Here is a 25,065-nt window from a genome sequence, read left to right as displayed (position 1 = left end):
TGGCGGCCTGCGGCTCTGTCCTGTCTCGCCGAGGAAACCCGGCCCAGGCCGCTTGCTCCAGACAGTGCGGGGGCGTGGTTTGTTGCCTGTCACGCAGCGGGCGTGTCGGTGCCGCGCAGGATGTAGAGATCGTCGCCGAAGACGGCGGTGATCTGGATCTGGCCGCCGAGGGCCTGGACGTAGCGGGCGATGACGTCGACGGTGGAGACGTCGCCGCGTTCGATCTGGGAGACCCGGCTCTTGCTGACGCCCATGTGCTCGGCGACGTCGGTCTGGGTCAGGCCGAGGAGCCTGCGGCGTTCGGCGAGGCGGTGGCCGTCGATGTAGGCCTGGTTGCGCCTGCGGGCCTCGGTCAGGGTCTCCTCGGCGTCGGCGATCAGATCGGCGCGGACGTCGTTCCACCGGGGGAATCTGGTCATGAGCTGCCCTCCTCGGCTTCCCGTTCCTTCATGTACTCGGCGTACAGCGTCTCCGCGCGTGGGATCGCCGTGCGGTACCAGCCGGACCAGTCGCCCGACTTGTCCCCACCGATCAGCAGGATGGCGCAGCGCCAGGGATCGAAGACGAACAGGACGCGGATCTCCGAGGTGCCCGCGGAAGCTGGCCGGAGCTCCTTGGGATTGTGGATCTCCGAGCCGACCAGGCGGTCGACCAGTGGTCGGCCCAGGCTTGGCCCGGCATCGGCCAGCCGATCGATCGCGTCGACGACGAGCGCCCTGGACCTCGGATCGAGCTCGTTGACCCAGGCCAGGAACTCGTTCGTCACGCGGACTTCCCATTCGTCCACAGACAGAGTTTAGCAAATTCTCGACCTCGGACGTGGGAGCGGCGGCGCCGGGCTCGCTGTCTTCTACGTGGCCGGCCGTGGTGTCTCGACCTCGCGGACACGTAGCGTGGCCACGTCGCGTACCCGAGTTTCGGTGAAATCTGCGACCAGAAGTAGCGCGAACCCTGTGCCAGAGATGCACGTTGCGTGACGCATGGTGAGCAATGGGTCCCGCTGGCTGTTCCGGCTACCCGATTCAGTCGCCTCCCGCTGAGCGTCCGACGTACGGCGCGAGCGCCCGCTCCAACTGCTTGACGTCCTCGTCGCTCATCCAGAACGCCCGCACCTGGACCGGCTCGTCTGGTGCGTCGTCCTGCAAGACGAAGGCAGTCCCGGCCATATCTCTCGTGATGAGGTCGCATCGAGCGCCGGCCTCCAGCGCCTCGGACCCCAGCACGAGCCGCGCCATCTCCCGCGTGAGCCGCATGGCGATCTTCGTCGGCCACTGGTCACGTGACTCGATGGTCTCCTTCCGGGGGTCCTGGAGACCTCCGACCACGCATATTCCAGCGGCCCGCCCCAGGTTCAGAAGCGTGTTCACCAACTGCTTGATCTCCGCCTGTGCCTTCCGGTCCGGCACGAGCGCCAGCAGGTAGCCCAGCTCGTCGATCAGGATAATTTCCAGCGGCGTGGCCGGACTCGGCGTGAAAGCGCGGACGTCACCGGCCAGCTGCTCGGTGCGGTCCTCCATCAGCTGCACCGCCCGACGGAGCGACGCCACCATGTCGTCCGGCTTCGCCGCGTAGGTGGCGAAGCAGCCGCGCCCCAAGGCGAGCTCCAGACGTGTCCATTCAGGGGTGCGAGGTCGTAGTTCGCTGAGCTGGGTGTTTGTGTTGGTGTGACACGCCGCTGGTGTTGCCTGGTGGTCGGGACTGGTGGCGGATGATCTGGGTTGTGGCTGATCCGCCGGTGTCGTGGGAGCCGCGTCTGGTGGCGGCTGAGGCGCGGATCGAGGAGCTTGGTGTTGGGCTGGCTGCGGCGGAGGCGGGGAACGAGAAGCTCGCGGCGGTGAACGGGCGGTTGCGTCGGGTTGTGGAGGACGCGGCGGCGCGGCATGAGGCGGAGATCGGCGCGGTGCGCACGGAGCGGGACCAGGCGCTGGGGCGGGCTGTGGAGCTTGAGCGGAAGGTCGCCGAGCTGGAGTTGGAGGTCGCCGAGTTGCGGCGGCGGGTCGGGATGGACAGTACGAACTCGTCGGTCCCGCCGTCGAGGGAGCCGGTCGGCGCGAAGGAGAAGCGGCGGGCTGAGCGTCGCCAGGGTTCGGAGCGGGTCCGGTCGAAGGAGAAGAAGCCGGGTGGGCAGCCGGGGCATCCGGGGTCGGGGCTTTCCCGGGAGGCGGAGCCAGACCGGTCGCGGGCGGCGGACCCGCCGGCGCAGTGCTCGTCGTGCGAGGCTGACCTGGCTGACGCGGTGGTGCTCCCCGATGGCTGGGCGCAGGTCTGGGACCTGCTCGACCCGGTGCTGGAGAAGGTGGAGTGGGTGCTGCCGCGGCGGCGGTGTGTCTGCTGCCGGAAGGTCACCACGGCCCGGGTGGCGGGGGTGCGGCATGCAGCGGCGGGCACGGTGTCCTACGGGCCCCGGCTGCACGCCGCGGCGGTGCTGCTGGCCTCGGAGGCCAACGTTGCGGTGGAACGGGCCGCGAGGGTCATCGGTGCGCTGCTGGGGGTGGAGGTCTCAGCCGGGTTCGTCGCCCGCGCGAACGAACGACTCGCCCACGACCTGGAAGCGGCCGGGTTCGACGAGGCGATGAAGACGGCGCTGCGAGCGGAGCCGGTGCTGTGCGGCGACGAGTCCCCGGTCAACGTGCTACGCAGGGACCTCGACGAGGTCACCGGCATGGTGCTGTCTGGCACCCCGCACCTGCTCGTCCTGCGGACCCCGACACCGGGGCTGGTCTGGTACACGGCGATCAGCTCACGGTCGCCGGAGGCGATCGACGCCACCGGGGTCCTCGACGGGTTCACCGGCTACCTGACCCGCGACGACTACGCCGGCTGGCACCAGTACGACCCCACCCTGGCCGGGGCGCAGCTGTGCTGCGCCCATCTGATCAGGGCGTTGCGGGCGGTGCAGCAACTCGCACCAGGCGCGCAGAAATGGGCCGGTCGGCTCATCGACCTGCTCCGCGAGACCCAGGGCCTGGCGGTGGCTGCCCGCGCCGCGGGCGAGACCCGCCTCGACCAGGCCACGATCGAGGGTCTGCGGGCCCGGTACGACGCCGACGTCCGGATCGGTGAGCTGGCGAACATGTCCCGGCCCTGGGCCGACGACCGCAACCATCCCGGCCTGGTCCTCGCCCGCCGCCTCGCCGCGAAAGCCGACCAGGTCTGGCTGTTCCTGACCGACTTCAAGATCCCCTGGACGAACAATCCCAGCGAGCAGGCGATCCGTCTCCCGAAACGCCACCAGGCCGTCTCGGGCTACTGGCACACACCCACCACTCTCGCCGCCTACCTCCGCGTGCGTTCCTACCTCGTCTCCGCCCGCGACCACGGCCTGACCGCGATCGACGCGATCCGCCGGGCCCTCGCCGGCAACCCCTGGATGCCGGTCCTCCAGGCGACCCGTCCCGCGCCTGCCCTCACCACCTAAACCAACATCAACACGGGACCGCCCAAACCGCCACCCGTGAATGGACACCTGCCATCGAGTAATCGTCTCATCCCGTGACGGAGGGCTCAGATCCGCCGCCCGGCCGGTCGACCGTCACGATCCGGACTGGACGGGGGTTCGCCGGCACCGTACACCCCGAAGCGATCTTCGCGTCGTCGAACACCTGACCGCGGACCGTCCCACCGGGCTGGTCCCTGTCCGGTTCGCGCGTCCCGCTTCTCGGCGAATCGCCAGCATACGGAGAGGCGATCTGGTTCTTACAGGTGGTAGACGTCTCTTCGGTGCCGGATGGAGTGAATCTCTACCAGATGCTTGGCGGCGTCGATGCGGTAGATGATGCGGTAGGTTCCGCGGCGCGCCGAGTAGAAGCCGTCGAAGGGTTCGTCCAGCGGCTTGCCCACCCGGTGGGGGTTCGTGGCGATTGCTCGCTGGATCGTCTCCAGAGCGGCCGCCGCGACCTCCAAGGGCAGGTCCTCGTGGAGGTTTCTCCGCGCCCTGCGTGACAGCGCGATCTCGTAGGGTGCGTCGCCGGCGGCCGTCACCCGCCGTCGGCCCGCCGCTGCTCCAGTTCGGCCGCAACGTCGCCCAGAGTGAAGGTGTCGCCTGCGGCGAAGTCGTCGCGCGACTGCCGTAGATCCGCGAGAGCCTCATCGTCTGACAGGAGGTCGAGGGTCTCGCGCATCGAGTCGTACTCGGCGACCGAGATTAGCATCACATCCGCGCGCCCGTTTCGCGTGATCGTAAAATGATCATGCTCTTTGGCCACCCGCTCGGCGAGCTCGGCGATCCGCGCCTTCGCCTCGGTGATCGGTATGGTCTCCATGGGGTCCAGTATAAGGACCGGTCAAAATTCTGGTCGTCTTGGTGGACCCTTGGCCTCGGCTGATCGCTCGGTGCGGGCTCTCTGGGGCGGTGGGGGATGACGGAGGTCGTGCCGGGGGTGGGCCAAGGGGGGTCCGGTGCGCCGACACGTTGCGTAGCCGCCCGACGCACGCGACTTTCCGTAAGTTCTGCGAGCAGATCTACTATCCCGTGCTTGAGGCAACCGTAGGCCGGCCGTACGCGCGGCAACAGCGACACCACCGGCGCGATCCGCGGCGGTGGTGTCACCACGGGGCTGAAGTGGAAGCGCCGGCGTGAGCCGCTGTCGATCGTCGGCGAAGTGGACGCCGCGGTACGCGAGGCGTGCTGGGAACTCGGCGCTATCGTTGCCGCCAGTCTGGCAGACGGCTGAGCGCCGCCCCCGTTGGCCGTGTGGATCGGGAGCTAGCTGTGCGGCGCCGTCTGGGATGTCGGTGTTCGCCGGTACGGTGCCGCCATGTCGAGTCCGCCTTCGCCGCATGACGCGGTGTTCCGCCGGGTCCTCGGTGTGCCGTCGAACGCGGCGTCGCAGCTGCGCGCGACGCTGCCGGCGGCTCTTGTGGCCCGCCTCGACCTCGACCGGCTGGCGATTGTCCCCGGTAGCCTGGTCGACTGTCCCCGGTAGCCTGGTCGACGCCACGCTGCGGTGGCGGCACACCGACCTGCTCTTCACTGCTCCGCTTGACGGCCATGAGGCGTTCATCTACGTCCTCGTCGAGCACCAGAGCAGCAGCGACCCGCTTATGGCGTTCCGGATGCTGCGTTACGTCGTGCGTGTTTGGGACCGCTACCTGGCAGACCATCACAAAGCGGCCCGGCTGCCAGCGGTGGTCCCGCTGGTCGTGCACCACAACGAGCACGCGTGGGTCGCCCCGACTCAGGTGCTCGACCTGGTCGACCTGGCTCCGGACCTCGCCGGCGCCTGGCGGGAGCATCTGCCCCGGTTCCAGTTCCTGCTCGATGACCTGGTTCGCGTTGACGAGCGGGAGCTGCGGGAGCGTCCGCTGACGCACTCGGTGCGGCTCACTCTGCTCCTCCTCAAGATCGTCCCTGGTAACCCCCGGCTCGCCCAGGACCTGCGACCGTGGGTCGACGAACTGCGCGCGGTCCTCGACGGCCCGGATGGCAGGGAGGAGTTCGCCACTTTGCTGCGTTACATTGAGCTGGTCGGAGAAGCGGACGCCCGCGACGAGTTGCACGACCTGATCGCCGGCCTTGGACCTGAGGCGGAGGATGCCTACATGACCATCGCAGAGATGCTCCGTGCCGAGGGTCGTGTCGAGGGCCGCGTCGAGGGTCGTGTCGAGTCGCTCCTCCAGCTGTTGACCCTCAAGTTCGGTCCGCTTCCCGAGGCCGCGCTCGCCGCCGTGCACGACGCCTCCGCCGGCCAGCTCCAGACCTGGACCGCTCGCGTCCTGACCGCCGACACGCTCGACCAGCTTTTCCTCTGACCAGCTGCAACGCCGCGGTAGCTCTCTTCGCGCGGGTTGCCTGTCAGCACGAGCACGCGTCCTGACGTGCCTTCAGCCCGGCCGCGGCGATGTTGGCCGGGTCGCCGCGGGGGATCGCGTCGGTGACCACGCGCACCAGGCGCACCCCCACCCATATGCACTTACTGGCCTTCCCGGACATGGATGATCCGTTCGGGTCCCCCGCTCCGACCGTGGTAGCCGTACCCCCCCCTGTTGCGGAGATCATCCGGGCGCTCACCGCGACGGACCTGACAGCCGTCCCGCTGCGCTCGTTGCGGCAGGTGACCGAGCTACGGCTCGGCCTGCCCCAACCACGCGACGACCGCGTCGCCGCGCTCACAGCGGCGCTGGCCGGTGACCCCGCCGATCCGCGGACTCGGGCCGAGTTCGGCGCCACCGTCGGGGCGAGTGAACGTACAGTGAACGTACCTTGAGCCGCCTGTTCCGTTGCCAGACCGGGATGACCTTCCCGCAGACCGTGCTCAGGTCCCCCAAACTCACCGGTCGACGGATCGCCGTCACCTTGGTATGTCGATTTATCCTGTATCGTCCCCAATGGCATCATGAGCGGGGTGCCCCGGGGGACCGGGGAGAATCGGGAAGCCGGTGAAAGTCCGGCACGGGCCCGCCGCGGTAACCGGGAAGTCGCCGTCCATGCGCGTCGCGCAGCCACTGGGCCCTCGGGTCCGGGAAGGCGGACGGCCGGCGTTGATCCGGAAGTCCGAAGACCGGCCCCGCATCGACGTCGCCCGTCGTCGTGCGGGCGGCCGGACAGCGGGAGCCTGCCATGCCCACCGACAGCCACCCCACCGACAGCCACCCCACCGACAGCCACCCCACCGACAGCCACCCCACCGACAGCCACCCCACCGACAGCCACCCCACGAACCTCCGCCCCACGGACCTCCGCCCCACGGACCTCTACGATGTCCTGCACCGGCGGCGCGACGTACGCGGCCAGTTCACCGGCGCGCCGATCCCCGCCGACGTGCTCGACCGGGTGCTCGGGGCGGCTCACGCCGCGCCGAGCGTCGGCCTCAGCCAGCCCTGGGACTTCATCCTCGTCACCGACGAGCGGTCCCGGCGGGCCTTCCACACCCATGTGCACCGCGAGCGCGCCGTCTTCGCCGGGGCCCTGGCCGGTGAGCGTGCAGCCCGGTTCGCCCGGATCAGGATCGACGGCATCCTGGAGTCGTCGTTGTCGCTGGTCGTGACCTACGATCCGCACCGCGGCGGGCCGGCGGTGCTGGGGCGGCACGCCATTGCCGACGCCGGCTTGTACTCGGTGTGCCTGGCGATCGAGAACCTGTGGCTCGCCGCAACCGCCGAGGGCCTCGGGGTGGGCTGGGTGTCGTTCTACCGGGAGCCGTTCGTTCGTGATCTGCTCGCCATCCCCGCCGACATCCGGCCCGTGGCGTGGCTCTGCCTCGGGCCGGTAACCCATCTTGAGCACGTTCCCGACCTCGAACGCCATGGCTGGGCCCGGCGGCGTCCCCTCGCCGACGCCGTCCACGCCGAGCGCTGGGGCGCGATGCCGTCCGGGGGCGCGATGCCGTCCGGGGGCGCGATGCCGTCCGGGGGCGCGATGCCGTCCGGGGACGAGTGGCCGTCCGGGGACGAGTGGCCGTCCGGGGACGGTGCTCCCGCTGATCCTGGAATCGGGGGGCCAGCGGGTGTCCAACACTTGTTGGACTTCAGGTATGACTGTGGTGAGCATGCGGGATCTCAGCCACGCCGTGGGTACCTGGGTTGACCGTGCGCACGCGGGAGAATCGATCGTCATCACTCGCAACGGACGACCGTGGGCGAGGCTGGTGCCCGAACTGACGCAGACGGGCAGTGACTACCTGGACCAACTCGTTGCCGAGGGGCGCGTTACCGTCCCCACCGCGAGCCTGGCTGATCTCCCTGAACCGACGTCTACGGGCAGCTGGGACGGCCGTGACTCCGTGGACGTGGTGGCGGAGCTACGCGGGGAATCTTCTTGAATTATCTGGACTCCAGCGCATTGATGAAGTTGACCCATCCGGAGCGTGGGACGCGTGCGCTGCGCTCCTGGCTTGCCGTCCGGCCAGGCGTCGCGGTGTCGTCCGCGCTTGTGATGCTCGAAGTGACCCGAGCGTTGCGCCGCAGCGACCCCGCCGCTCTTCCCCGTATCCCCGACGTCCTGTCGCGGATCACGCTCGTGCCCATCGACCAACCGATCATGGTCTCCGCCGCGGCCTTGACGGATCCGTTGCTGCGTTCGCTGGATGCCCTGCATCTCGCGACGGCGCTCCGGCTCGATGCGCCGTCACTGGTCTTCGTCAGCTACGACAAGCGCCTGTCGACCGCCGCCGCCCAGGAAGGCCTGACCGTTGCTGTGCCCGCCTGAGCCACCGGGCGCATGCCGAGCCTGGCTGGTTTCTTCGCCCGAGCCGGTGGCCGGCGTTGGGAGCGGACCATGCCTGAGGAAGGGTGGACCATGCCTGAGCAAAACGTGGCGTCCGAGCAAAATATGGCGTCGGTGCTGCCCCGGTCCTTGGGTGCTTCCTCGGATTCGCGCCGAGGATGGTGAGCCGGGCACCCCCTTTCGGCCCCACGTTTCCGTTCAGGTCGTGTTGAGCATTCCCGAAACCCGTGGCCAGGCTAGGCTCGTCCCACGTGAACGGCGTTCCCGAGCCACTGAACTAGCCGCTGAAAGGATCCTCATGCGACGGCGTCTGTCGATCACCCTGGCCGGCCTCGGCTTGTTCACCGCGTTGTTCGCCGCTGCGGCCTCGGCGGTGGCACCGGCGGCTCCGAGCGCCACGAGGGTCGTCGCGGAGCCGGTCGCGTTCACGACCTGGAACGAGAAGCAGCCACCGGCGGCCGTCACCTACGACCGGCATCTCGTTCCGGTCGGCGCCGGGGCGGTCGTACTGGCGGCCGGCGGACCTCGTACCGTGGTGGGCTTGGTGGTTCAGGGGCTGCTGCCCGGCCACAGGTACGGGGCGCATGTTCATCAGAAGGCGTGCGGCGCGACGGGTACGGCGGCCGGGCCGCATTACCAGAACGTGCCGGATCCGGTACAACCCTCTGTCGATCCGGCGTACGCCAATCCACACAACGAGGTCTGGCTGGATTTCAGTACGGACGCCGACGGCAACGGCCAGGCGTTCGCCGTCGTCGACTGGAACTTCCGAGCCGGCGGTGCCAGGGCCGTCGTGCTCCACGAGCACGGGACGAGTGGCATGCCCGGCGAAGCCGGATCCGCCGGTCCGCGGGCGGCCTGCATCACCGTTCCGTTCTCCTAATCTTGTGGCGAAGCCGAAGGCGGCGGTCGCGTAGCCGGTTTGCCACAGTCAGAGTCTCCGGTGCGTGGTGGATGAGCACCAGGACGCCGGACGGTGGCGTGACGCGGCCGTGCGGCGGGTTCAGCAGGGCGGTGCGGTCGTCGCGCCCCCGACTGGGGCGCTCGTCGGGCAGCTTGTCGCCGTGGTCGAGGCGCCCGGGCTCGGCGACGGGGTCGGCGCGACCGTCGGGGAGGCGCCCGTCGGCTGCGATGGCCGGCTCGTAGGCGTGGCGCTCGGCTGCGCGCTCGCCGTGGTGGGTACCGGTGTCGCAGTGCCCGGGTCCGTCGGTGTCATCGGCTGTTCGTCGCCGACCGGGGGTGGGCTGGCCGGGCCGGGCCGAGCCGGGCCGGGCCGGGTGCCCGGCGTCCACAGCGGAGCACCGGCCGGCGGCTGGTTCGCGGGGCCGCCGGGGGCCGCCGGGCCGAACGAGGGGGCGGGGGCGGCCGGTTCCACCTGAGGATCGGAGCCGCCGGCCCCGATGAGCGCGGCGACGATTCCGACGAGCCCGACGAGCCCGACGATTCCGGCGAGCAGGACGACCGGCAGCGCTCCGTGCGCGCCCGGTGTCTGCCGCCGCCAGGACGCCGGGAGCCGGCCGAGCAGCATGCCGAGGAGCCCGCCGTCCGCCGGGTGTCGCGGCGGACCGGCTGCGTCGCCGTCGGCGGGATCCTGCACCGAGCCGTCCGCGCCCCGGCGGGGCACCGGGACGGTGCGCCACGACTGGTCGTCGCCCGGCGGTGGCGTCGGCCGGTTGGCCAGGGGATGGGTCGGCTGATCGGGCCGGTCAGGGTCCAGCGGCGCGCCGTTGCTGTTGCTGCCGTTGCCGGGTCCCGCGCTCAGCGGCGGGCGGGCCTGCCAGGGGGTGAGGGCCAACGCCGCCGCCCGGTCGGCGTCGGCCGGGGTGCGGACCGCGGAGTCCGAGACCAGGCTGCGGACCAGTTCGGCGGCGCTCGGGCGCTCCTCCGGCCGACGCCCGAGCGCCGCGCGCACCAGCGGGGCGAGCTTCACCGGCACGCCGGCGATGTCGGGTGGTCGGTCCTCGCGCATCCTGGTCAGCACGTCGGACTGCTCGGATGCGAACGGCGGATGTCCCGTCGCCGCGTACGTCACGCAGGCGCCCCAGGCGAACACGTCGGCGGGGGGCCCGGCCCGTTCCCCGCGCAGCTGCTCGGGCGCCATCCAGGCCAGCGTGCCAATGAGAATCCCGGTGCGGGTGTGGCTGGGGATCCCCGAGGCCCGCGCGATGCCGAAGTCGATGACCTTCGGGCCGTCCCAGGCCAGCAGGATGTTCGAGGGCTTGAGGTCGCGGTGCACCACTCCGGCGGCATGGATGGCGATCAGCGCGTCGGCGAGTCCCACGCTGAAGCCGTGCAGCAGCCGTTCCTCCAGCCGGCCGTGGCGCAGCACCGCGTCGGCGAGGCTGGTGCCCTCCACGTATTCGGTCGCCAGCCACGGCGACGTGGCCTCGGGATCGGCGTCGAGCACCGCCGCGACCGCCCGGCCGTGCACCCGGCGGGCGGCGGCCACCTCGCGGCGGAACCGTTCCCGGAATTCGGGGTCGTCGGCGAACCGGGCGTCGGGAACCTTCACCGCGGCGGCCCGGCCGTCGGCGTTGAAACCGAGGTACACGGTGCCCATGCCGCCAGCGCCGATCCGGTTGTGGATCGTGAACGGGCCGACGTGGCGCGGGTCGTCGTCAACAAGCGGGGTCAGCATCGTGCCGCCTGTCCTGATCGCCGCGTTCGGTTCCGCGTTCGGCCGTGAGACTCGGAATGCCGGGGCTCACCCGAAAGCTCACTCCTTCGTCGGCGGTGGGCATGGGCCGAGGCCCGATGGCCGCCGGCCCGCGCCGCACCGGTGTCCGTGGGTCGACGGCATTCACAGCGTCCACGGCATCCGCGACGTCCACGGCCCCGCGAGACCCCTAACCCTGAACCGTAATGCTTCCAGCGCAGCGATGTGCGGCTGGGCGCGGAGGCGGGCGCCTCGGGTCCGCCACCCGCCACCGCCATCCGCCACCCGCCATCCGGTACCGCCCGCCGCCACCCGGACCCCGGCGGACGGCCCTACCGTCGGCTGCCGGAGACATTCGGGTCGCTCGGCGGAATCTTGTCCAGGGTGGAGAAGATTGTGCCAGTCCAGCGGAAGCGGACGTCGGCGTGGCCCGACGGGGCATCGACCGGGTCCCGCGGGTCGTAGGTGGCATAGCGCAGCACGACTTCATGATCGTTGCGCTGGCGCTGGAGGGTGATGCGCGCGCTGGGTGCCTTCGTGTCCGTGCCACGGTACTCACCGTCAGCGAAGACGAAGGCGAGCTGCCGGGGGGTGTCCCCGGCCGGCTGGCCGGTGCCGATCACTACGTTCAGTCGCCGGTCGGCCGCGTAGGTGCTCATGTCCGGCTCATAGCCCTTCCGGCGCACCGTGGCGGCGGCGTCGGCGGCGGACAGCGTCGCCACCGTGGTCGCCACCGTGGTCGCCACCGGTGTCGGGCTCGCTGACGCCGACGCCCGCGCCCGCGCCGATGCGGGCCCGGTTGTGGCGGGCGGCGCGGCGGCCTGCAACGGACCCGTCGTCCCGGCGGCCGTCCCCGCCGTCGCCAGCGGGTCTGGCGTCGACCCCGTGATGGTGGGCGTGTCGTCGCTACGGTTGAGCACCAGGGCCGCCGCGAGGCCCCCGCTGAGCAGCACCGCGAGCAGCGCGGCCACCGCCACGACGGCTCCACGCCGCCCGCCGCCCCCGCCTCTGCCCGACCCGACGCGCCACCCGTCGTCCTCCCAGCCGTCAGCGCCGTGGCTCACGGTCGGCGGGGCGGACGCGCGGTGGTGGGCGGACGCGCGGTGGTGGGCGGGATCGGGACCGTAGCCGGCGTCGCGGTACCCCCCGTGGGGACCCTCGCCGTCCGGCGGGGTCGGCGGCAATGACCACCAGCGGGCCAGCGCCGTCTCGCTGGCCCGGTCCGATTCGGCGGGGGAGCGGACGTCGTGGCCGACCAGTCGGGCGAGCAGCTCGGTGGCGGCGGGGCGGCGCGCCGGCTCCTTGTCCAGGGCCGCCCGCACGACGCCGACCAGGGACGCGGGCAACTCGTCGAGGTTGGGCTCCGCGGTGAGGATCTGCAGGCCGATCGCCTCCGCCCGTTCGCCCCGGAAGGGGGGCCGGCCGGCGGCGGCGAAGGTGACGCAGGCCCCCCAGGCGAAGATGTCGGCCGCGGGTCCGGCCCGCTCGCCGCGCAGCTGCTCGGGCGCCATCCAGACCAAGGTGCCGATCAGCATTCCCGTCCGGGTGTGGCTCGTGTTGTCCCCGGCGCGGGCGATGCCGAAGTCGATGACCTTCGGGCCGTCCCAGGTGAGCAGGATGTTCGCCGGTTTGAGGTCGCGGTGCACCACCCCGGCGGCATGGATCGCGACCAGGGCGTCGGCCAGACCGACGGCGAGTCCCTGGACCAGTCGATCGTCGAGCTGGCCGCGGGTGGCGACCGCGTCCGCCAGGTTCCTGCCCTCGACGTACTCCGTGGCCATCCACGGCCGTTGCCCGGTCAGGTCGGCGTCGAGCACAGCGGCGACGGCGCTGCCCCTGACCCGGCGGGCCGCGTCGACCTCGTGCCGGAAACGGGACCGGAACTCGGGATCGTCGGCGAGTCCGGCCGACGGCACCTTCACGGCCGCAGGCCTGCCGTCGGTGCCGAAACCGAGGTAGACGACGCCCATCCCGCCCGCGCCGATGCGGTTCGCCAGCCGGTAGGGGCCGATGCGTCGGGGATCGTCCGTGGTCAGGGGCGTCAGCACGCCGCTTGCCTTCTCTCCGTCGTCGGGTGTCGGGGTGGCCCGGGTGTCGGGGTGGCCCGGGTGTCGGGGTGGCCCGGCGGTTCCGGCGCACCTCGCGACGGTGCGGGGTGGAGATGCGCCGATTGTCTCCCGTGCGGTCCCCTGCACTCATCTGACGGCGTTTCCTTCGCTCTGTGTCAAGGGTCCGCCACCTTATGTGTGCGGCGTGGTCGACGCGCCGCTCGCGGTGTGGTCGACGCGTCGCCGCTACGCTCTGACGACCTTCGCGCAAAGATTTGTCCAATGCTTGGTATGGAACGAAAGAATTAGAGGTTGTAGCGTAATCTTGCAGGGATATCTTCGTAGGAAGATCGACGTCGCCGAGACGGCTCGTGGGATGGCGACGGGATCCGGATGGAAGTGGTCCGGGGGGAGGAGAGCGGGATGGTCGTCCCCTTGCGGTCAGCCCAGCCCTTGCGGTCAGCCCAGGTGTCTGCGTCCGGTGCCCGGTCGGCGGACGCGATGCCGGCGGAGGGGCTAGCGGCGGACGCAGTGCTGAGCACGCTCGGTCGTCACGTCCTCGTCGACGGCTTCGACCTCGTCTGCGACCTGGCGATGAGCCGCGGCAGCGTGCTCGTCGACGCCCGTGATGGGCGGCGCTACCTCGACCTCTACAGCTTCTTCGCCTCGGCGCCGCTCGGGATCAACCCGCCGGACCTCGTCAACGACGCGGGCTTCGTCGCCCGGCTAGGCCGGGTGGCGGTCAACAAGCCGGCGAATCCGGACGTCGCCACCGTCGCCTACGCCGAGTTCGTGCGGACCTTCGCCCGGGTCCTCGGCGATCCGCAGTTGCCGCATCTGTTCTTCGTCGAGGGCGGGGCCCTGGCGGTGGAGAACGCGCTCAAGTGCGCCTTCGACTGGAAGAGCCGGCACAACGCGGCACACGGCCGTCCCGCGGCGCTCGGCCGTCGGGTTCTGCACCTGCGGAACGCCTTCCACGGACGCAGCGGCTACACCCTCTCGGTCACGAACACCGATCCGGTCAAGACCGAGCGTTTCCCCGTCTTCGACTGGCCGCGCATTGACTGCCCGGCGATGATGTTTCCCTGCGTGGGGCCGGCCCTCGACGCCGTGATTGCCGCGGAACGTGTCGCGCTCGGCCAGGCCGAGGCCGCCTTCGCCGCCCATCCCCACGACATCGCCTGCTTTCTGGCCGAACCGATCCAGAGCGAGGGCGGGGACAACCACCTGCGGGCCGAGTTCTTGGCCGCGATGGCCGAGCTCTGCCTGCGCCACGACGCGCTGTTCGTGCTCGACGAGGTGCAGACCGGTGTCGGCGCCACCGGCTCGGCGTGGGCCTACCAGCAGCTCGGCCTGCGCCCGGACGTCGTCGCGTTCGGTAAGAAGGTCCAGCTCGGCGGGGTGATGGCCGGCCGGCGGGTCGACGAGGTCGCCGACAACGTCTTCCGCGTGCCCGGGCGGATCAACTCCACCTGGGGTGGTGGCCTGGTGGACATGGTCCGCGCCACCCGCATCCTGGAGATTATCGAGGCACAGGGGCTCATGGCCCGGGCCGGCGAGCTCGGCGTGGGCATGCTTGCCGGGCTGACGGAGCTCGCGGCCCGCCACTCCCGGCTGCTGCGTAATCCCCGTGGGCGCGGTCTGCTCTGCGCGGTGGACCTGCCGGGCAGCGCCGTCCGGGACGAGGTGCTGCGGCGGCTGCGGGTGCGCGAGGGAGTCCTCGCGCTGCCCGCCGGGGAACGGGCCATCCGGTTCCGACCGGCGCTGACGGTGAGCGCCGAGCAGCTCGCCGCCGGGATCGCGGCCCTCGGCCGGGTCCTCGACGGACTGCCGGGTGGTGGATTGGACGGGCTGGGCGGATCCGATGGGCCGGGCGGATTGGCGGGGCTGGACGGGGATTGGCGGGGCCGGGCGGATTAGATAGGCCGGATGGACCCGGTGGACCGGATGGGGGATCGTCATGACGCTGGTACGGCCACGGCGGGTTGGTGCGCTCATTGGCGGACGTCCGCGGGACGGACGTCCGCGGGACGGGTGCGCGCCGCCCGGCGCGGCCGAAGCGGAGCTCACCCCGGTCCGGACGGTGCCCTCGACCAACCCGGCCCGGCTCGACGACGTGGTCGCCGAGGTCGAGCTGGCCGGCCCGGAGACGATCCTTGCCGCCGCGGTGGCGGCCCGTGACGCCCAGCGCACCTGGGCAGACGTGCCGGCCCCGGTCCGGGGAAGCGTGATCGGCAATCTCGGCCGGCTCGTCGCGGACAACGCCGCCGCGCTCGCCCGGCTCGTCACCCGGGAGATCGGCAAACCGGCGGCCGAGGCTCGCGGCGAGGTCCAGGAGATCATCGACACCTGCGAGTTCTTCCGCGGCGAGGGACGCCGGCTTTACGGCGAGACCGTTCCCTCCGAGATGCCGGACAAGCAGCTGTTCACCTTCCGGGAGCCGGTCGGGGTGATGATGGTGATAACAGCGGGGAACTTCCCGGTGGCGGTGCCGTCCTGGTACATCGTGCCGGCCCTGCTCGCCGGCGACACCGTGGTCTGGAAGCCTGCCGAGTACGCGGCGGCCTGCGCGCAGGCCCTGGTCGAGCTGATGGCCGCCGCCGGGGTTCCCGCCGGCGCGGTGAACCTCGTGCCCGCCGACGGCGCGGCGACGTCGCTCGGGCTGGAGCGGGCGCTGGCGGCCGGCGTCGTCGACAAGGTCGGCTTCACCGGATCCACCGAGGTCGGCCGGTTCATCGGCGCCCTGTGCGGCCGGTACCTGCAGTCGCCGTGCCTGGAACTCGGCGGGAAGAACCCGATGGTCGTCGCGCCCGACGCCGATCTCGACGCCGCCGTCGAAGCGGCGGTGTTCGCCGGGTTCGGCACCGCCGGGCAGCGGTGCACCTCGCTGGGTACGGCGATCGTGCACGAGTCGGTGCACGCCGAGTTCGTGCGTCGGCTCGACGCCGCCGTGTCCGCGGCGGTCGTCGGCGATCCGACCCGGGACGTGCTGTACGGGCCGCTGCTCGACGCCCGGTTCGCGGCCGGGTTCGCCGACCATCTCGACCTGATCCGGGACCATCACCGGATCTTCGGGTCCACCGCGGTGGGACGGATCACGTCGGCCGGTTTCGGGACGTCGGCCGGTTCATCGACGCCGTTGACACCGGCAGGGCCGGGAAGGTGGCCGGGCGGACCGCGTCGCGGCTTCGTCGGCGATCCCGACTCCGGGCTGTACTACCACCCGGTGGTGCTCGACGGCGTGCGCCCGGACGACGAGGTGTTCCGCGAGGAGACGTTCGGTCCGATCATCGGCGTTACCACCTACCGCAGCCTCGACGAGGCCATCGACCTGGCGAACCTGCCCGGCTACGGGCTGTCGTCGTCGATCTACACCGGCGATGCGGCGAGCGCGTTCCGGTTCCGGCGGGGGGTGCGGGCCGGGATGGTCAGCGTCAACTCCTCGACGTCGGGCGCGGAGGCCCACCTGCCCTTCGGTGGCAACGGGCGGTCCGGTAACGGAAGCCGCCAGTCCGGTCGCTGGGTCCTCGACCAGGTCACCCGATGGCAGTCGATGAACTGGGACTACTCCGGCAGGTTGCAGAAGGCCCAACTCGACACGGCCGTGCCCCCGGCCGACCTGTCCTTCCGCCTGTCGGACCCGTGACGTTCCGACTGAGACGGGTGCCGTGCTGCCGTCTCGCCGTGCTGCCGTGCTGCCGTCTCGCCGTGCTGCCGTGCTGCCGTCTCGCCTCATGGACCCGATGGGGTTTTCTCGACGATGCGGAACAACGCGGCTGGTCACGGCGGATCGGGGCGTCCGGAGGTTCCGCCGTCCCGGTGCGTTGTCGCATCTCGCCGCATCCAGGACTGGGCCCCGGCGCCGGGCGCCGGTCCGCGCCATAGTCGGCGCATGCCAGACCTGGTGATGCAACCGATGCCCGGGATGCGGCCGACCCCCGGCACACGACGGGCCGGCCGCCGGGAATGGGCCGGTCTCGCCGTACTCGCCCTGCCCTGCCTGCTGCTGTCGATCGACGTGACCGTGCTGTACTTCGCCCTGCCGTTCATCACCGCACGCCTCGCCCCGAGCGGCGCCCAACTGCTCTGGATCGTCGACATCTACTCCTTCGTGCTCGCCGGCCTGCTGATCACGATGGGGACGGTCGGCGACCGGATCGGGCGTCGCCGGCTCCTGCTCTACGGCGCGGCCGTGTTCGGAACCGCGTCGGTACTCGCCGCCTACGCCACCGGCCCGGTCATGCTGATCCTCGCCCGGGCGGCGATGGGCGCCGCCGGTGCCACCCTGATGCCGTCGACCCTCGGGCTCATCCGGGTCCTGTTCGTCGATCCGGACCAGAGGCGCGTCGCCGTCGCCATCTGGACGGCGAGCTTCTCCGGCGGTGTCGCGCTGGGACCGCTGCTCGGCGGCTTCCTGCTGGAGCACTTCTGGTGGGGTGCCGTCTTCCTGATCAATGTGCCGGTGATGCTCCTGCTGCTGGTGCTGGGTCTCGCGTTCCTGCCCGAGTTCCGGGATCCGCGTCCCGGCCGCTTCGACCTGACCAGCGCCGGGCTCTCCCTCGCCGCCGTCCTCAGCGCGGTCTACGGCATGAAGCGCATCGCCGAACACGGCTGGACCGCCGTTCCGATGACCGCCTTCGTCGTCGGTGTGATCCTGGGTGGCCTCCTTGTGGTCCGGCAGCGCCGGGTCGACCAACCGCTGATCGATCCGCGGTTGTTCGCGTCCCGTGCCGTGCGCACGGCGTTGGCCGTCAACGCCCTCGCCCTGTTCGCCCTCGTCGGGTTCAGCTTCTTCGCCACTCAGTACCTGCAGCTCGTGGCGGGCCTGACCCCGCTGGTCGCCGGACTGTGGACGATGTTGCCGGCGACCGCAATGATTATCTCTGTGCTGGCCGCCCCCCGGCTGCTGCGGCTGCTGCGGCTGGGCGGCGCGCTTGGCGCGGGGCTGGTCGTCACCGCGCTGGGATTCGGCATCGCCAGTCGGCTCGGCGTCTCCGGGGGTCTGCCGGTGCTGCTCGGCGCCTATGCCGTGCTGATCAGCGGGGTCGGTGTCGTCCTCACGATCTGCACCGACGTCGTGCTCGGCAACGCCCCACCCGAACGGGCGGGTTCGGCCTCCGCCCTGTCCGAGTCGGCCATCGAGTTCGGGGGCGCGCTCGGGGTCGCCGTTCTCGGCAGCATCGCCACCGCCGTCTACCGGAACGAGGTGCCGACGCGGGCACCGTCCGGCCTGCCCACGATCGCGGTCGACGCGGCGCGGGAGACCCTCGGCGGTGCGGTGGAGGTCGCCCACCGGCTCCCCGGCGGCCTCCACCCGGGTGGTCTTGGCGACATGCTGCTGCGGGTGGCACAGGAATGCTACGTCGACGCGATGTCGGTGACCGCCCTGATTGCCATGACGGTCATGGCGGTCACGGCCATCGCCGTCGTGGTGGTGCTGCGCCGGGACGCTGCGCCGTCGATGCCTGAATCGTCAACGGTCGGATCGTCAACGGCCGGGGACGCGGTCGCCGGGCGGGCCGAGAGCGTCGGCACCGAAGGGTCCGACCGTACGGTGGCGGACTCCGCCGCTCCCGGGGCATAGGCGTCGCTTCCGATCGTAGACGCCGCTCCCGGGCGGGCTCCCGGGCGGCATAGCCGGGTCAGCCGGCCGTCGACTGGCTCGGTGCGGTCGTGGGCGTCGGTGCGGTCGTGGGCGTCGGTGCGGTCGTGGGCGTCGGTGCGGTCGTGGGCGTCGGTGCGGTCGACTGGCTCGGTGCGGTCGTGGGCGACTCGAAGCGGGGCCGCAGGGGCATGCCGGCGGTGCCGGCGTCCGGCCGGACCGCGAGGGTCTGGTGGATCTGGGTCCGCCCGCTCTCGAAGCTCAGCGCCGATCCGGCCATGTAGAGCCGCCAGACGCGGGCCCGACCCGCCCCGACCATGCCGACCGCGGCCGGCCAGTTCTTCTCCAGCAGGCGTACCCAGGCCCGCAGGGTCAGCGCGTAGTGCTCGCGCAGGGACTCGACGTGGCGCGCCTCGAAACCGGCCGCCTGCATCAGGGAGACCATGACCCCGATCTCGTGTAGTTCCCCGTCCGGGAAGACGTAGCGCTGGAGGAAGTCGCGTCCCCTCGGCAACGGGACCGGGCCGAGGCCGGGCCGGGCCCGGCGGGCCCCCGCGGGGTCGCCGGGAAACGAGATGCCGTGGTTGAGCAGGCGCCCCCCGGGGCGCAGCAGCCGGTACAACTGGTCGAAGTAAGTCGGGAGCATCGCCCGGCCGACGTGTTCCACCATGCCGATGGAACTGATCGCGTCGAAGGGGCCGTCCGGGATTTCCCGGTAGTCCTGCAGGCGGATCTCGATGACGTCGGCGAGGTCCGCCTCGGCGACGAGGCGGCGGGCCTGCGTGGCCTGTTCCACCGAGATGGTCACCCCCACGCCGCGGACCCCGTGGTGGCGGGCGGCGTGGATCAGCATGCTGCCCCAGCCGCAGCCGATGTCCAGCAACCGCTCGCCGGGACGCAGGCCCAGCTTGCGGCAGACCAGCTCGTGCTTGGCGTTCTGGGCGGCGTCCAGGCCGACCTGCTCCGATTCCCACACCCCGCAGGAATAGGTCATCGTCGGGCCGAGGATGAGGCGGTAGAACGCATTGGACACGTCGTAGTGATGGGATATCGCCGCCGCGTCCCGGTCCCGGGTGTGCTGCCGGCCGCGCAGCCGGGCCTCCTCGGGCGGCGGGGCCGGCATGCGCGGGCCGAGTTCGCGCAGCAGGGTCGCGGCGGCGCGGGCGGTCGCGCCGGTCAGCCGCGAGCCGGCACCGGCGATGCCTCGGCGCACCGCGAGGGCGGCGAAGATGTCCCCCTCGACGTCGATCTCCCCGGCGACGAAGGCCCGCGCGAAGCCCAGCTCACCCGGGCGGAACAGAATGCGGCGCAGCGCCTCCGGCGAGCGGACCAGGATCCGGGTGGTGGTGTCCGGTCCCAGCACCGAGCCGTCCCACAGCGCGATCCGTACCGGCGGGTCGTCCCCGATCAGGCTCTCGAACAAGATGCGCGTCGCCCGCGCCACGTTCGGTGACCACTGCGGCTCCCGGCGCGGAATGGTCGCTTCGGCAGGGTCGTGCTCCGCCGGCTGTCGACTGATCGTCACGGCGCATCCTCCGGTTGTTACCTGGGCTCATCGTCCCCCGGAAACCTGCTGCCGCAACGGTGTCGGGTGTTGCATGTCCGTATCCCCGACGGGATCCTCGGTAGCGGGAATGCTCCGGTCCGTCCCGCGCCGCTCAGGCCACGGCGGAGGCGCCGAGCAGGGCCTTGAGGTCGCCCATGAGGGCCGGAGTGCGCTGGACCGTATGCGCGTCGTCGAACCGGAACACGGTGGTGCGGCTCGCGGTCTGCAGCCGCAGGTGCACTTCCGTCCGCCCGGGAGGGGCGCCGAGAACCTCCCGCAGCCGCTCCACCGTCAGCGGCGCACCCGCTGCTTGAGCGGGCGGGATTCCGGCGCGACGTACGCCTCGCAGCCGATGATGGGCTTGACGCCGGCCGCCGTCGCCTGCTTGTGGAAGTCGTAGGCGCCGTACATGTAGCCGTGATCGGTGATTGCGACCGCCGGCATCTGCTGGCGGAAGACCTCTTTGAGCATGTCCTTCAGCCGAGCCGCCCCGTCCAGTGTCGAGTACTCGGTGTGAACGTGAAGGTGGACGGAAGAGTTGGACCGTCAGACCTTCCCGCGCGCGCGGTCCGGACACCTCCGCCGTCGTGTCTGCCGGGTACTACGAAGCGATACCGCCGCGGTGCGTACCGCCGCCGCTCGGCGCCGCCACGGTCGTCCCCCGCACGGTCGTCCCCCGCACGGTCGTCCCCCGCGCCTCGGCGACGGCGGCCTCGATCACCGCGATCGTCCGCTCCACCTCGCCGTCCGAGGTCGACCAGTTGCTTACCGAGATGCGCATCGCCGTGCGCCCCCGCCACACCGTGCCGCTCACGAACGCCTCGCCGCTCGCCGTCACCGCGGCCGTGACCGCCGCCGTCAGCCGGTCGCCCTCCGCCCGCCCGGCCGCCGTCCGGTCGCCCTCCTGGTCTGCCACCACCCGGATCAGCACCTGGTTGAGCTCCACGACGCGGCCCGGGCCGGCTGACCCGGCTGACCCGGCTGACCCGGCTGGGCCGGCCACCGAGTTCAGCACCGTCACCCCGGGAAGAGCGGCGAGCCGCACGGCGAAGCGGTTGGCATACTCGCAGCACCGGTCCACCAGATCGCGCAGCCCCGCCCGGCCGAGCGAGCGCAGCGCCGCGTATACGGCGAAGGCCCGTGCCCGGCGGCTGAACTCCGGTGTCCAGTCGACCGGGTCGAGCCGGCCGGCGGAGTCGAGGACGAAGTAATCCGCCGAGACCGACATCGACCGCCGGTGCGCCTCGCGGTCCGCGATGAGCGCGATCCCGCAGTCGTACGGGACGTTGAGCCACTTGTGGCCGTCGGTCGCCCACGAGTCGGCCCGCTCGACCCCGGCGACGAGGGCGCGCCGGGACGCCGCCGCCGACACCGCCGCCCACAGCCCGAACGCACCGTCCACGTGTACCCAGGCGCCGTGTTCGCGGGCCAGCGCGCACACCTCCTCGAAGGGGTCGAACCCGCCGGTGTTGACCTCCCCCGCCTGGGCGATCACGATCGTCGGCCCGCTCCCGCCGCTCTCGTCGGCAAGGGCCGCCCGCAGCGCCTCGGGGCGCATCCGCCCGAGTTCGTCGGCCTCGACGGCGATCGTCGCGCGGGTGCCGAATCCGAGCAGGCGCAACGCGGCGTCGACGGTGGCGTGCCGGGCGGCACCGACCAGGACCCGCACGGGCGGCGCCCCGGCGAGACCGTCCGTCTCGACATCCCAGCCGGCCCGCGCCAGCACCCGGTGCCGTGCGGCCGCCAGGGCGGTCACGTGCGCCATCTGGGTGCCGGTGGTGAACCCGACGGACACCCCCGACGGCAGGCCGAGCAGTTGCGCGATCCAGCGGCCGGTCAGCGCCTCGACGGCGCTGGCGGCCGGGGAGAGGGAGGCCAGGGCGGCGTTCTGGTCCCACACGACGGTGAGCAGGTCGGCGGCGAGCGCCGCCGGCAGGGTCCCGCCGACGACGTAGCCGAAGAAGCGGCCCGAGCCGGTCGCGGTGAGGCCGCCGGCCACCGCGTCGACCAGGGCGTCGATGACCGCCACCGGGTCGCTCGGGCCTGCCGGCAGCGTGTCGCCGAGCCGGCGGCGGACCTGCTCGGCGGTCAGGCTGGGGCCGACCCGACGATCGGCCAGACCCGCCAGGTAGGCGTCGGCATGCCCGGCGGCGGCGCGCAGTGCCGCGCGGAGCGCGTCAACGGGCGGCATGCCTCGCATCGGTGGATCTCCTCGTCCGAGATGGATGATCGTTCGCCAGCGGGTCCGATGCCCGGCGGCGTCAGTCGGCCGCCACCGCCGCCGCCGGGCGTGCGCCGCCTCCCGGCCCAGCCAGTCCAGCACCAGCTCGGCGGTGAGCCTTCGCCTCAAGCATCGGCATGTGGCCGAACCTGTCGAGGATCTCCACCCGCCAGTCCGGGCGTTCCGCGGCGACATGGCGTGCCACGCCCACCGGGATCAGCCGGTCGGCGGAGCCGTGGACGAGCAGCGTCGGTTGCCGGACGGTGCGGACCATGTGCGCGAGCGAGGCCGGGCGCACCAGTGACCAGACGACCGAGCGCGCCGCTCCCACGTACGCCTGGTCCGCGCCGGGGATCCCGCCGCGCTCGCTCTGCGCGCGCACCATCGCCGCGATCGCCGCCGGCGGGACGCGGCCGGGGTCGGCGCAGAGCCGCCGCAGGTTCTCGTCGACGAGCTGGTGGGGGGTGTAGCGGCCGCGGCGGTACGCGAGGACCGCCGCGGCGAGGCGGGGGACCGGCAGACCGGGGTGAGCAGTGGGGCGAAGGCGAGCCAGGGGAGGTGGGAGCCGCCGAGACCGTGCGCGCACAGCAGCAGCGGGCCGTCGGGTGGCCCCCCCGAGGTCGACGTAGTGCACCGGCCCGTCCAGCTGGGCCCAGAACGACCGGTGGTTCTCCCGGCCGAACGGGTCCGCCGAAACCGGGGGTGTGGTCACCGGGGGTGTGGTGACCGAGGGGGCGGTCACGTCGCGGCTGCTCATGCTGTGACGGTAGGACGACGCTCCTCGTGGCCGACAGACCCGCCAGCGGTGAAGCCGACGGTGAAACAGCAAGGCCGGCCGCCCGACGGCGGCCGACCTCCAGAAGTCACAGTGACCGGGAGGCGCCGAGCCGGAGCCGGTTCGGGTTTGCGACGGACCCGAACGAGAATGTCTCCGTGGCCGGCTCGAAGACCTCCGCGCCGTCGAGGACGCCGGAGCCGGTCTCCCGCTGACCTGGTAGGGAAAGCCCCGGGACCAGGTGGGTCGTCTCATCCTGTTCCATGCGCAACGCTCCTTCCATCGTTACCGACACCTGTCCCTAAAACGGTATCGAGTGGACGTGGCGCGCAAAGTCTCCAAGTGATCCTGGTCACACCACAAATCCGAACGATGGCGATGCGTTGCGCCCTTCATTGGCCGTCGGATGGCCCTGGCATGCGCGGATCGTGCGCAGAGCATGCGCGAGCCGTTGGTCAGGCGCGTTCAACCGGCCAACCGGCCAACCGGCCCGGTCGAAACCGGGGCCGGTCGGCCGGAGCCCGCGGCCGGGGCGGGACGTCCGGTCGGGCCCGCAGGGGCGCGCCGGAGCCGGCGGTCAGGCTGTCGGTGCCGGTGCGGTGGAGGCCGTTCCGGGAGCGGCGCCCCGGCGCGGCGGGCGGCCGTGCCCGGTCGCCGGCCGCCCGAACCGGTGCCCCTCTCGCCGGGCGGGCCGGTGCTCGTTGCCGCGAGGCGTACCGCCGCCGCGCGGTCCCCGCCCGCCGCCCGTGCGGGCTAGCGGGATCTCGTCCTTGCTGATCCGGGGCGCGGGCGGCCCGGCGAGCTCGAGCACGATCGGATCGTCGGCGGTCGTCGGGATCGGCCTCGCCTCGATCCCGACGGCGCGCAGCAGCCCGCGCACCTTGCCGCGTTCGGCGGGCAGGGTGACGAGCACGTCCGCACCGTCGGCGCCGGCTCGGGCGGTCCGTCCGCCTCGGTGCTGGTAGGTCTTGGCGTCCTCCGGCGGACCGAGGTGCACGACGAGCCGGATGCCGTCAACGTGGATGCCGCGGGCGGCGACGTCGGTGGCGACCAGCACCCGGTAGAAGCCGTCGGTGAAACCGGCCAGCGCCCGGGTCCGCGCCCCCTGTGGCATTCCGCCGTGCAGCGGCTCGGCCGGCACCCCGGCCCGGCTCAGCGACTCGGCCACCCAGTCGGCGTCACGCTGGGTGCGCACGAACACCAGGGTGCGCCCCGAGCCGCCGGCGAGCGCGGTCACCAGGGCGACCTGCGCGGCCCGGTCGACGGCCTCGAGCGCGTGCCGGGCGAGCGTGGTGACCTGGGAGACCTCGGAGTCCACCGCGACCAGGACCGGGTCGGGCAGGTAGTCGCGCACGAGCACCTCGACCTCCCGGTCGAGCGTCGCGCTGAACAGCAGCCGCTGCCCGTCCGCCGGAGTGGCGTCGAGCAGTGCCTTCACCGCGGGCAGGAAGCCGAGGTCACACATGAAGTCGGCCTCGTCCAGGACCGTGATCTCGATCCCGTCCAGCACGCACGCGCCGCGCTCCACCAGATCGGTGAGCCGACCCGGGGTGGCGACGACCAGGTGCACACCGCGGCGCAGCGCGGAGATCTGCCGGCTGATGGACGTCCCGCCGTACACCGGCGCGAGCCGGAGGTTGAGCGCCTTGGTCAGGGGCTCAAGCGCGTCGTTGACCTGCTGGGCCAGCTCGCGGGTCGGCACGAGGACGAGCGCACGGGGCCGGCGGGGCTGGGCCGGCCCCTGGCCGGCCAGGCGGGCGAGCAGCGGCAGCCCGAAGGCGAGCGTTTTGCCCGAGCCGGTCCGGGCCCGGCCGAGGACGTTCTCCCCGGCGAGGACGTCGGGCAGGGTCGATGCCTGGACTGGGAACGGGGCGGCGATGTCCCGGTCGGCCAGCGCCTTGATAAGCCGGCGGGGCAGGCCCGCGGCCTCGAAGGACTCGGCCGGCGGCCGGGGCTCACGCGTGGTGATGGTCGGTCCGGCCGGGCGCGCCGGGCCACCGGAACGGGAGCCGCTGTACCGCGGGCCGCGCCCGCCGGCGCCGCGGCCGCCGGC

General features: G+C 72.0%; 23 protein-coding genes, 2 pseudogenes and 1 riboswitch. Of the genes and pseudogenes, 11 read left to right on the top strand and 14 right to left on the bottom strand.

From position 1 onward, the window contains the following. Nucleotides 1-89: 89 nt before the first annotated feature. The 3 genes from BMG523DRAFT_RS13025 to BMG523DRAFT_RS13015 form a co-directional block, all read right to left on the bottom strand. Nucleotides 90-419 carry a helix-turn-helix domain-containing protein gene (locus tag BMG523DRAFT_RS13025; protein ID WP_043591281.1) on the bottom strand — a complete coding sequence of 110 codons (330 nt, stop codon included), beginning with the start codon at nt 417-419 and terminating at the stop codon, nt 90-92. After that, nucleotides 416-793: a type II toxin-antitoxin system RelE/ParE family toxin gene (locus BMG523DRAFT_RS13020; protein WP_043591280.1), complete on the bottom strand. Its 378-nt coding sequence runs from the start codon at nt 791-793 to the stop codon at nt 416-418. Before BMG523DRAFT_RS13020 ends, BMG523DRAFT_RS13025 begins: the two co-directional genes overlap by 4 nt. 229 nt (nt 794-1,022) lie before the next feature. Further along, nucleotides 1,023-1,595 (bottom strand): hypothetical protein, encoded by a 573-nt coding sequence (locus tag BMG523DRAFT_RS13015; RefSeq protein WP_051623865.1) that lies wholly within the window; start codon nt 1,593-1,595, stop codon nt 1,023-1,025. 113 nt (nt 1,596-1,708) lie between these two features. Here BMG523DRAFT_RS13015 and BMG523DRAFT_RS13010 point away from each other — a divergent pair, with 113 nt between their 5' ends. Continuing rightward, on the top strand, nt 1,709-3,418 hold the full coding sequence (locus tag BMG523DRAFT_RS13010; RefSeq protein WP_083494822.1) for an IS66 family transposase: 1,710 nt from the start codon (nt 1,709-1,711) through the stop codon (nt 3,416-3,418). A 278-nt stretch (nt 3,419-3,696) separates the two neighbouring features. On the opposite strand, the gene BMG523DRAFT_RS13005 is transcribed toward BMG523DRAFT_RS13010, so the two are convergent. Then, complete coding sequence (locus BMG523DRAFT_RS13005) at nt 3,697-3,981, bottom strand: type II toxin-antitoxin system RelE/ParE family toxin (protein WP_043591278.1); 285 nt, start codon at nt 3,979-3,981, stop codon at nt 3,697-3,699. Then, nucleotides 3,978-4,262 (bottom strand): type II toxin-antitoxin system Phd/YefM family antitoxin, encoded by a 285-nt coding sequence (locus BMG523DRAFT_RS13000; protein ID WP_043591277.1) that lies wholly within the window; start codon nt 4,260-4,262, stop codon nt 3,978-3,980. Before BMG523DRAFT_RS13000 ends, BMG523DRAFT_RS13005 begins: the two co-directional genes overlap by 4 nt. 495 nt (nt 4,263-4,757) lie before the next feature. Between BMG523DRAFT_RS13000 and BMG523DRAFT_RS23125 the strand changes: the two genes are divergently transcribed. The 7 genes and pseudogenes from BMG523DRAFT_RS23125 (at nt 4,758) to BMG523DRAFT_RS12970 (ending at nt 9,047) form a co-directional block, all read left to right on the top strand. Continuing rightward, nucleotides 4,758-4,925 carry an Rpn family recombination-promoting nuclease/putative transposase gene (locus BMG523DRAFT_RS23125; protein WP_083494821.1) on the top strand — a complete coding sequence of 56 codons (168 nt, stop codon included), beginning with the start codon at nt 4,758-4,760 and terminating at the stop codon, nt 4,923-4,925. Then, complete coding sequence (locus BMG523DRAFT_RS12995) at nt 4,891-5,751, top strand: Rpn family recombination-promoting nuclease/putative transposase (protein ID WP_043591275.1); 861 nt, start codon at nt 4,891-4,893, stop codon at nt 5,749-5,751. The genes BMG523DRAFT_RS23125 and BMG523DRAFT_RS12995 overlap by 35 nt, the downstream gene beginning before the upstream one ends. Nucleotides 5,752-5,873: 122 nt before the next feature. Further along, the gene (locus BMG523DRAFT_RS12990) at nt 5,874-6,206 is read left to right on the top strand and encodes a hypothetical protein (protein ID WP_235463122.1); all 333 of its coding nucleotides are present in this window, start codon (nt 5,874-5,876) and stop codon (nt 6,204-6,206) included. A 119-nt stretch (nt 6,207-6,325) separates the two neighbouring features. After that, nucleotides 6,326-6,524: riboswitch (cobalamin riboswitch) on the top strand. A 164-nt stretch (nt 6,525-6,688) separates the two neighbouring features. Next, nucleotides 6,689-7,303: pseudogene (gene bluB / locus BMG523DRAFT_RS12985) on the top strand (5,6-dimethylbenzimidazole synthase); the annotation flags it as partial. Continuing rightward, nucleotides 7,245-7,760, top strand: coding sequence for a type II toxin-antitoxin system Phd/YefM family antitoxin (locus BMG523DRAFT_RS27370; RefSeq protein WP_368671108.1), 516 nt, complete (start codon nt 7,245-7,247; stop codon nt 7,758-7,760). The pseudogene bluB and the gene BMG523DRAFT_RS27370, both read left to right, overlap by 59 nt. Continuing rightward, the gene (locus BMG523DRAFT_RS12975; RefSeq protein ID WP_011437264.1) at nt 7,757-8,146 is read left to right on the top strand and encodes a type II toxin-antitoxin system VapC family toxin; all 390 of its coding nucleotides are present in this window, start codon (nt 7,757-7,759) and stop codon (nt 8,144-8,146) included. Before BMG523DRAFT_RS27370 ends, BMG523DRAFT_RS12975 begins: the two co-directional genes overlap by 4 nt. A 316-nt stretch (nt 8,147-8,462) precedes the next feature. Further along, nucleotides 8,463-9,047: a superoxide dismutase family protein gene (locus tag BMG523DRAFT_RS12970; RefSeq protein ID WP_011437263.1), complete on the top strand. Its 585-nt coding sequence runs from the start codon at nt 8,463-8,465 to the stop codon at nt 9,045-9,047. Nucleotides 9,048-9,167: 120 nt separating this feature from the next. Here BMG523DRAFT_RS12970 and BMG523DRAFT_RS12965 read toward each other — a convergent pair whose 3' ends face one another. Beyond that, complete coding sequence (locus tag BMG523DRAFT_RS12965) at nt 9,168-10,802, bottom strand: serine/threonine-protein kinase (protein WP_043591274.1); 1,635 nt, start codon at nt 10,800-10,802, stop codon at nt 9,168-9,170. Between the two features lie 350 nt (nt 10,803-11,152). Further along, on the bottom strand, nt 11,153-12,868 hold the full coding sequence (locus tag BMG523DRAFT_RS12960) for an LppP/LprE family lipoprotein (protein ID WP_043591273.1): 1,716 nt from the start codon (nt 12,866-12,868) through the stop codon (nt 11,153-11,155). 501 nt (nt 12,869-13,369) lie between these two features. Here BMG523DRAFT_RS12960 and lat point away from each other — a divergent pair. The 3 genes from lat (at nt 13,370) to BMG523DRAFT_RS12945 (ending at nt 18,452) form a co-directional block, all read left to right on the top strand. Then, entirely contained in the window at nt 13,370-14,788 is a 1,419-nt protein-coding gene (gene lat, locus BMG523DRAFT_RS12955) for an L-lysine 6-transaminase (RefSeq protein ID WP_235463128.1), read from the top strand. A 40-nt stretch (nt 14,789-14,828) separates the two neighbouring features. After that, on the top strand, nt 14,829-16,514 hold the full coding sequence (locus BMG523DRAFT_RS12950) for an aldehyde dehydrogenase family protein (protein ID WP_011437259.1): 1,686 nt from the start codon (nt 14,829-14,831) through the stop codon (nt 16,512-16,514). A 246-nt stretch (nt 16,515-16,760) separates the two neighbouring features. Beyond that, on the top strand, nt 16,761-18,452 hold the full coding sequence (locus BMG523DRAFT_RS12945) for an MFS transporter (RefSeq protein WP_011437258.1): 1,692 nt from the start codon (nt 16,761-16,763) through the stop codon (nt 18,450-18,452). 58 nt (nt 18,453-18,510) lie between these two features. On the opposite strand, the gene BMG523DRAFT_RS12940 is transcribed toward BMG523DRAFT_RS12945, so the two are convergent. The 7 genes and pseudogenes from BMG523DRAFT_RS12940 to BMG523DRAFT_RS12920 form a co-directional block, all read right to left on the bottom strand. After that, nucleotides 18,511-19,995 (bottom strand): class I SAM-dependent methyltransferase, encoded by a 1,485-nt coding sequence (locus tag BMG523DRAFT_RS12940; RefSeq protein WP_051623864.1) that lies wholly within the window; start codon nt 19,993-19,995, stop codon nt 18,511-18,513. Between the two features lie 133 nt (nt 19,996-20,128). Then, the gene (locus tag BMG523DRAFT_RS25320) at nt 20,129-20,305 is read right to left on the bottom strand and encodes a hypothetical protein (protein WP_011437256.1); all 177 of its coding nucleotides are present in this window, start codon (nt 20,303-20,305) and stop codon (nt 20,129-20,131) included. Between the two features lie 11 nt (nt 20,306-20,316). Then, nucleotides 20,317-20,514 (bottom strand): annotated as a pseudogene (locus tag BMG523DRAFT_RS12935) (PHP domain-containing protein); the annotation flags it as partial. A 103-nt stretch (nt 20,515-20,617) separates the two neighbouring features. Further along, on the bottom strand, nt 20,618-22,207 hold the full coding sequence (locus tag BMG523DRAFT_RS12930) for an aspartate aminotransferase family protein (RefSeq protein ID WP_368671107.1): 1,590 nt from the start codon (nt 22,205-22,207) through the stop codon (nt 20,618-20,620). 70 nt (nt 22,208-22,277) lie between these two features. Then, nucleotides 22,278-22,994 carry a hypothetical protein gene (locus BMG523DRAFT_RS12925; protein WP_051569466.1) on the bottom strand — a complete coding sequence of 239 codons (717 nt, stop codon included), beginning with the start codon at nt 22,992-22,994 and terminating at the stop codon, nt 22,278-22,280. Nucleotides 22,995-23,100: 106 nt separating this feature from the next. Next, nucleotides 23,101-23,277: a hypothetical protein gene (locus tag BMG523DRAFT_RS25685; RefSeq protein WP_023840775.1), complete on the bottom strand. Its 177-nt coding sequence runs from the start codon at nt 23,275-23,277 to the stop codon at nt 23,101-23,103. 312 nt (nt 23,278-23,589) lie between these two features. Next, nucleotides 23,590-25,065, bottom strand: a 1,476-nt coding sequence (locus BMG523DRAFT_RS12920; RefSeq protein ID WP_235463121.1) for a DEAD/DEAH box helicase, incomplete at its 5' end; no start/stop codon positions are given.

Origin of the sequence: Frankia sp. BMG5.23 (assembly GCF_000685765.2) — a bacterium.
In the GTDB taxonomy this organism is placed as follows: Bacteria; Actinomycetota; Actinomycetes; order Frankiales; family Frankiaceae; genus Frankia; species Frankia casuarinae.
The sequence above is the reverse complement of the archived record's forward strand: the minus strand, read 5'-3'. Positions and strand labels throughout refer to the sequence as shown.

What these genes read in the sequence shown, in the direction of transcription:
- BMG523DRAFT_RS13025 (WP_043591281.1), bottom strand. Translation starts at nt 419, where the DNA reads ATGACCAGATTCCCCCGGTGGAACGACGTCCGCGCCGATCTGATCGCC.
- BMG523DRAFT_RS13010 (WP_083494822.1), top strand. Translation starts at nt 1,709, where the DNA reads ATGATCTGGGTTGTGGCTGATCCGCCGGTGTCGTGGGAGCCGCGTCTG.
- BMG523DRAFT_RS13000 (WP_043591277.1), bottom strand. Translation starts at nt 4,262, where the DNA reads ATGGAGACCATACCGATCACCGAGGCGAAGGCGCGGATCGCCGAGCTC.
- BMG523DRAFT_RS23125 (WP_083494821.1), top strand. Translation starts at nt 4,758, where the DNA reads ATGTCGAGTCCGCCTTCGCCGCATGACGCGGTGTTCCGCCGGGTCCTC.
- BMG523DRAFT_RS27370 (WP_368671108.1), top strand. Translation starts at nt 7,245, where the DNA reads ATGGCTGGGCCCGGCGGCGTCCCCTCGCCGACGCCGTCCACGCCGAGC.
- BMG523DRAFT_RS12970 (WP_011437263.1), top strand. Translation starts at nt 8,463, where the DNA reads ATGCGACGGCGTCTGTCGATCACCCTGGCCGGCCTCGGCTTGTTCACC.
- BMG523DRAFT_RS12965 (WP_043591274.1), bottom strand. Translation starts at nt 10,802, where the DNA reads ATGCTGACCCCGCTTGTTGACGACGACCCGCGCCACGTCGGCCCGTTC.
- lat (WP_235463128.1), top strand. Translation starts at nt 13,370, where the DNA reads ATGCCGGCGGAGGGGCTAGCGGCGGACGCAGTGCTGAGCACGCTCGGT.
- BMG523DRAFT_RS12950 (WP_011437259.1), top strand. Translation starts at nt 14,829, where the DNA reads ATGACGCTGGTACGGCCACGGCGGGTTGGTGCGCTCATTGGCGGACGT.
- BMG523DRAFT_RS12945 (WP_011437258.1), top strand. Translation starts at nt 16,761, where the DNA reads ATGCCAGACCTGGTGATGCAACCGATGCCCGGGATGCGGCCGACCCCC.
- BMG523DRAFT_RS12930 (WP_368671107.1), bottom strand. Translation starts at nt 22,207, where the DNA reads ATGCCGCCCGTTGACGCGCTCCGCGCGGCACTGCGCGCCGCCGCCGGG.
- BMG523DRAFT_RS12925 (WP_051569466.1), bottom strand. Translation starts at nt 22,994, where the DNA reads ATGAGCAGCCGCGACGTGACCGCCCCCTCGGTCACCACACCCCCGGTG.
- BMG523DRAFT_RS25685 (WP_023840775.1), bottom strand. Translation starts at nt 23,277, where the DNA reads ATGGAACAGGATGAGACGACCCACCTGGTCCCGGGGCTTTCCCTACCA.